We start from the raw sequence: 5,564 nt of genomic DNA, 5'->3' as shown, positions 1-5,564 counted from the left end.
GGGCAGCGCCGGCGCTGCCCGTATACCTGCCTTACCCCGTTGCACCGTTGTTGATCGGCACAGGCGTCGTTGCGGCCTGTGATTCTCAAGGGGGCAAACCCAACCATGACAGCCTTGATTTCCCTGGGCCTGCCCGCCGCGAACGGCGCGCCGACCCTGCTTGTGACCCACGGTTTGCACCAGGGCAGTTCCCTGATGCTCGACCAGCCGGTCTACACCCTTGGCGCCGCCCTGGCGGCCGACCTCCAGCTCAGCGATCCCGGGATTGCCGAGTTGCACCTGCGCCTGCGTTTTGAAGGGGCCCAGGTGGCCGTCGAGGCCCTCGGCGGCGATGTACTGATCACCGGCACTGCCGGCGATATCCGTATTCCCCAAGGCAGCGGCCATCGCGCGCGGCTGCCGCTGCAACTGCGTATCGGCACGGCGGGTGTGAGCCTGGCGCTGCCGGGCAGCCCTGAAAAAATCCCTGCGACGACACGCACGTTAACGCCCTGGATCATCGCCACCGCGTTGCTCTTTATGTGCGCTGGCGCCCTGGCATTTCGCAATGATCCACCGCAAGCGCAAACCGTAATGCCGGTTGCCGAAACAACCGCAGCCAAGCCTTCCCGTGCCGAGGCCAAGGCCTGGTTCGAAGGGCAATTGCAGGCCGCCCACCTGGACGCCGTGAAGGTCAACGACATCGATGGCCAACTCAACGCCGTCGGCTCCTTTGAGCGCGCGCAAAAGCCTCAATGGGTCGCCCTGCAACAAGCCTTCGACCAGCGTTACGGCCAGCAGATCGTGCTCAACCCGCGGGTCGCCGTGCGTGCAGATGCGGCCCGGCCAAGGGTGCGCTTTCAAGCCGTGTGGTTCGGCGCCAACCCCTACGTGATCAATGACAGCGGCAAGCGCCTGTACCCCGGCGCGGCCCTGGCGGACAACTGGGTACTGGAGCGCATCGAGAACAACCAGGTGATCCTCGCCCGTGGCGAAGAACGCTTCACCTTCACCCTATGACGCTGCTTTTTTCAGCTAAGGCCCCGGGATGAAAGTCGAACCCCGTCCGTTGATTCCCAGTGACGTGCGCAGCGCGCCGGTCGAGGCGATCCGCCCGGTCAACTCGCGCCAGGCCACGGCTTTCGAAGCGTTGCTGAAAACCCGCAAGGTCCAGTCCCGCCGCTCCCTGCGCAGTGACCTGGAAGAACTCACCAGCGCCGCTGGCGTCGACTCGCTGCTGTTCGGCAGCGCACGTTCCCTGGAACTGCTGGAACACGTGATGCAGCACCTGTTGCCGAACCTCGACGCCGAGCCGCAGATCAAGGCGCTGGCCCATGACCTGATCAGCGAGGAAATCGAGATGCGCCGCACCCTCGAACAACAACGCTCGGAGGTCCAGGCCTGATGCCCCGGGACAACGACGACGCGGTGCAATTGCTCAAGGGCATTGGCGAGCTGTACCGGCGCAACGGCCAGTCCCAGCGCGCGCTGGTGATGTTGCTGATTGCCGTGAGTGTCGCGCCCGACGATGGCCTGCTGCTGCGCTCGCTGGTGCTGGCGTTCACCGACAGCGGCGACTTCACCCGCGCACTCGCGGCCCTGGATCGGCTGGTCGCGCTGGAGGGTGAGTCTGCCAGCCTGTTGCTGCTGCGTGCCCGGGCGCTGTGGTACGGCGAACGCAAGGACGAAGCGCGCCAGTGCTTCAAACGCTACCTCGCTGCACGGAGAGCCGCGCCATGAACCTGCTCAATCGCCTGAACGGCATCGCGCGCATGGCCGCCCAGCGTACCGACGTGATCATCGTCGCGTTCATGCTGATGGCGATCGTGATGATGATCATCCCGCTGCCTACCTACCTGGTGGACATGCTGATCGGCTTGAACATCGCCCTGAGCATCCTGATCCTGATCGTGGCGTTCTACATCGGCCACTCGGTGGAATTCTCCGCGCTGCCGCCGCTGATCCTGCTCAGCACCTTGTTTCGCCTGTCGCTTTCGATCACCACCACCCGCTTGATTCTGCTGCACGGCGACGCCGGCCATATCGTCAAGGCCTTCGGTGACTTCGTGATTGCCGGCCAGGTGGTGGTGGGCATGGTGGTGTTCCTGATCATCACCGTGGCGCAGTTCGTGGTGATCACCAAGGGCGCCGAGCGGGTCGCGGAAGTGGCGGCGCGCTTCACCCTGGATGCGATGCCCGGCAAACAGATGAGCATCGACAACGACCTGCGCAACGGCGATATCGACCAGGCCGAAGCCCGCCGCCGGCGCTCACGCCTGGAGCGCGAGAGCCAGATGTTCGGCGCGATGGACGGGGCGATGAAGTTCGTCAAGGGCGATGCGATTGCCGGGTTGGTGATCCTCGCGGTCAACCTGCTGGGCGGCATGCTGATCGGCATGATCGAGCGCGACATGGCCTTCGGCGCGGCGGTGCACACCTATTCGCTGCTGACCGTGGGCGACGGTTTGATCGCACAGATCCCGGCGCTGCTTATCTCGGTAGCGGCGGGCACCGTGGTGACGCGGGTCAACAGCGACGGCGAAGCGGGTGACCTCGGCAGCGAGATTCTCAAGCAGTTGGGTGCCAGCTACCGCGCCCTCGGTTTGACCGCACTGATCATGGTCGGCGTCAGCGTGATACCGGGCTTTCCGACCTGGGTGTTCCTCGGGTTGTCGCTGGTGTTCGGTGGTGCGGCCTTCGTGATGTACCGCCGTCATACCCGTGAAAACCAGGTAGAGCCTGAAGCGCTGGTCGAGACCCTGGAACCGGTGGTTGAAGTGCAGGCCGAGCAGGATTATGGCGTGGCCCCCGACACTCGGGTATTGCTGACCCTCGGCAGTGCGTTGGCCCTCAGCGCCCCGCGCCAACTACTGAGCCAACGCATCGAAGCGCTGTGTCACGACATTCGCAGCGACCTCGGCGTCGATATGCCGGTGCCGGGCATTCACATGGACGCCAAGGCCACGCCGGGCAGCTACCGCGTGTCACTGGAAGGCGTACCCGTCAGCGAAGGCGAGATGCCGATCAACTGCCTGCTGTTGCAGGACGATCCGGTGCATGTGCAGTTGCTGGACATCGCCACCCTGCAAGCCGATTCGCCCCTCAACGGTCGTGCCGCGCACTGGATCGAGCGTCAGCACGAAGACGCACTGCGCAGCGCCGGCATCGGTTTCCTGCTGCCGGACGAAGTCTTGCGTGGCGTGCTGGAACGCAGCCTGCGCCGCTATGCCGCGGACTTCCTCGGCATCCAGGAAACCCGCCTGCTGCTCGAACGCACCGAAGCCACCTACGGCGAACTGGTCAAGGAAGCCCTGCGCCTGGTGCCGTTGCAGCGGGTGGCCGAGACCCTGCGCCTGCTGGTGGGAGAGGGCGTGTCGATCCGCAATCAGCGGGCCTTGCTCGAAGCCATGGTGGAGTGGGGCGCCCGGGAAACCGATGCCGGCCGCCTGGCCGAACACCTGCGTGCAGGGTTGGCGCGGCAGATCAGCCATCAGTACGCCGACCGCAATCGGGTGATTGGCGCCCTGGTGCTGGCGCCGGGATTGGAAGACCAGTTGCGTGCATCCCTGCGTCGCCAGGAGCCCAGCCGTGAAGTGATCCCCGAGGAAGTCAACCGCGCGTTGCTCGCCCAACTGCGCCAGGCCTGCGACAAAACCACTGAAGCCAACAGTGCGGTATTGCTGGTGCACCCGGAACTGCGCCGCAGCCTGCGGCGCCTGGTGCTGCGCGGTGAACTGGAGCTGGCGGTGTTGTCGTTTCGCGAACTGGCCACCGAATACAACCTGCAAGCGCTGGTGACCATCAGCCTTACCGATATCTCCAACCGCCGTGCACCTGCTGCGGCTTCCGTCACTTCCCTGGCGTCTGCCTCATGATCCGTTTTTGTCTGCTATTGCTGACGTTGACCTCGTTTTTCTGCAGTGCCCAGGACATCGCCAACGGTGCCCAGGGGTCTATCAACCTGGCCTCCGGTGAAGGCCGGATCCTGCATTTTGTGGCCCCGGTGGAGTCGGTACTGGTGGCCGAGCCGGGGATTGCCGACCTGCAAGTGGTGTCGCCCGGGGTGATCTATATCTTCGGCAAGGCGCCGGGCAATACCAGCCTGATTGCCCTTGGCAGCGACGGCAAACAGCTTGCCAGCCTGAGCCTGGCGGTCAGTAGCGCGACCCAGGCAGTGACTGCGCCGATGCAGGAATTGCATCCCGGCAATGGCGCGCAGATCAGCGGTGCCGGTAACCGATTGATCGCCAAGGGCACGGTGCGTTCGGTTGGAGAAGCGACGGATTTGAATGCCTTGCTCAACCCACAGGGCCAGGGCTTTCAGAGCGCGGTCAACACCACTGAGTACGCCGGTGCAGCCCAGGTCAACTTGCGTGTGCGCTTCGCTGAAGTGTCCCGCTCGGAACTGCTGCATTACGGGGTTAACTGGAACGCCATGTTCAGCAACGGCACGTTCTCCTTTGGCCTGATCACCGGCGGACCGCTGGCAGCCGCCACCGCCGGTGGCCTGGCGGCGGCGGGCAGCGGCTCGGGCAATACCAATATCGACGGCATGCTCGACGCGTTGCAGGCCAACGGGATCCTGCAAATCCTGGCCGAGCCGAACATCACCGCCATGACCGGGCAAACCGCGAGCTTCCTGGCGGGCGGCGAAGTGGCGATCCCGGTGCCGGTGAATCGGGACCTGGTGGGGATCGAATACAAGTCGTTCGGCGTGTCGCTGCTGTTCAACCCGACGCTGTTGCCCAACGGCCGGATCGCCCTGCAAGTGCGCCCGGAGGTCAGCAGTGTGGTGAGTGGCGGCACGGTGGATTTTGGCAATTTCCATGTGCCGTCGTTCAGCGTGCGCCGCGCCGATACGCGGGTGGAAGTGGGCAGCGGGCAGACGTTTGCGATTGCCGGTTTGTTCCAGCGTGAGAGCAGCCAGGACATCGAGAAGCTGCCGTTGCTGGGGGACTTGCCGATCCTGGGCAACCTGTTTCGCTCCAAGCGTTTTCAGCGCAATGAAACCGAGTTGGTGATTTTGATTACGCCGTACCTGGTGGAGCCGGTGCGCAGTCGCACCCTGGCCACGCCGCTGGATGCACAGCCTGCGACCGCCGCAGCGGCGGGGCCGCGCAGTGGTGGGGCGTTTGGTTTCTACATGAATTGATGAGGGGGCATGGCATGAAAGTTTCGCGTTTGTTGATGTGTTTGCCCCTGTTGGTGGTGGGCTGCAAGACGCATCTGGCGCCGGTGTATTACTCGCCGCAGTATCAGGCCGACGGGGTGCCAAGCCAGTGCCAGCAGCCGCCGGCCAAGGACGAGATTGGACTGGACGAGGATTTCAAGGCGACCTTGCCGCTGGGCTGTGCCAACAATTTGAATTTGATGCAGATGGTGGAGCAGCGGCAGGATTTGAATCAGGGGCGGGCCACCGGGCCAGCGATGGCGGCGCCGGTTGGGCGGGCGGCGCAGGTGTATATCGAGGGGTTTGATCGGGAGCAGTTGCAGCGGCGTCAGGCTCAGCAAGAGGCCAAGGCGGGCGCTCCGGGAGCGGAGCAATGAACCTGCGTTCACATGTCCTCTGTGGGAGCTGGCTTGCC

6 protein-coding genes are annotated in these 5,564 nt (G+C 64.4%); all 6 read left to right on the top strand.

The window, feature by feature from the left end:
* Positions 1-105: 105 nt before the first annotated feature.
* Genes HX815_RS16600 through HX815_RS16575 form a run of 6 tightly spaced genes read left to right on the top strand, consistent with a single transcriptional unit; the run spans position 106 to position 5,526 of the window.
* A complete protein-coding gene (locus tag HX815_RS16600) occupies positions 106-999 on the top strand; it encodes an FHA domain-containing protein (protein ID WP_177028593.1) in 894 nt (297 codons plus the stop codon).
* Positions 1,000-1,027: 28 nt separating this feature from the next.
* The gene (locus HX815_RS16595; protein ID WP_003207269.1) at positions 1,028-1,384 is read left to right on the top strand and encodes a hypothetical protein; all 357 of its coding nucleotides are present in this window, start codon (positions 1,028-1,030) and stop codon (positions 1,382-1,384) included.
* Positions 1,384-1,719: a lipopolysaccharide assembly protein LapB gene (locus tag HX815_RS16590; RefSeq protein WP_003207267.1), complete on the top strand. Its 336-nt coding sequence runs from the start codon at positions 1,384-1,386 to the stop codon at positions 1,717-1,719. Before HX815_RS16595 ends, HX815_RS16590 begins: the two co-directional genes overlap by 1 nt.
* Positions 1,716-3,854: a type III secretion system export apparatus subunit SctV gene (gene sctV / locus HX815_RS16585; RefSeq protein WP_134326974.1), complete on the top strand. Its 2,139-nt coding sequence runs from the start codon at positions 1,716-1,718 to the stop codon at positions 3,852-3,854. The genes HX815_RS16590 and sctV overlap by 4 nt, the downstream gene beginning before the upstream one ends.
* Entirely contained in the window at positions 3,851-5,131 is a 1,281-nt protein-coding gene (locus HX815_RS16580; protein WP_008433173.1) for a type II and III secretion system protein family protein, read from the top strand. The genes sctV and HX815_RS16580 overlap by 4 nt, the downstream gene beginning before the upstream one ends.
* A gap of 14 nt (positions 5,132-5,145) precedes the next feature.
* The gene (locus HX815_RS16575; RefSeq protein ID WP_003207261.1) at positions 5,146-5,526 is read left to right on the top strand and encodes a hypothetical protein; all 381 of its coding nucleotides are present in this window, start codon (positions 5,146-5,148) and stop codon (positions 5,524-5,526) included.
* Positions 5,527-5,564: the final 38 nt, after the last annotated feature.

It is taken from the genome of Pseudomonas sp. E6002, from assembly GCF_013385565.1.
GTDB lineage: Bacteria > Pseudomonadota > Gammaproteobacteria > Pseudomonadales > Pseudomonadaceae > Aquipseudomonas.
Note: the sequence above shows the minus strand (reverse complement) of the source record. Positions and strands in the feature narration are given on the sequence as shown.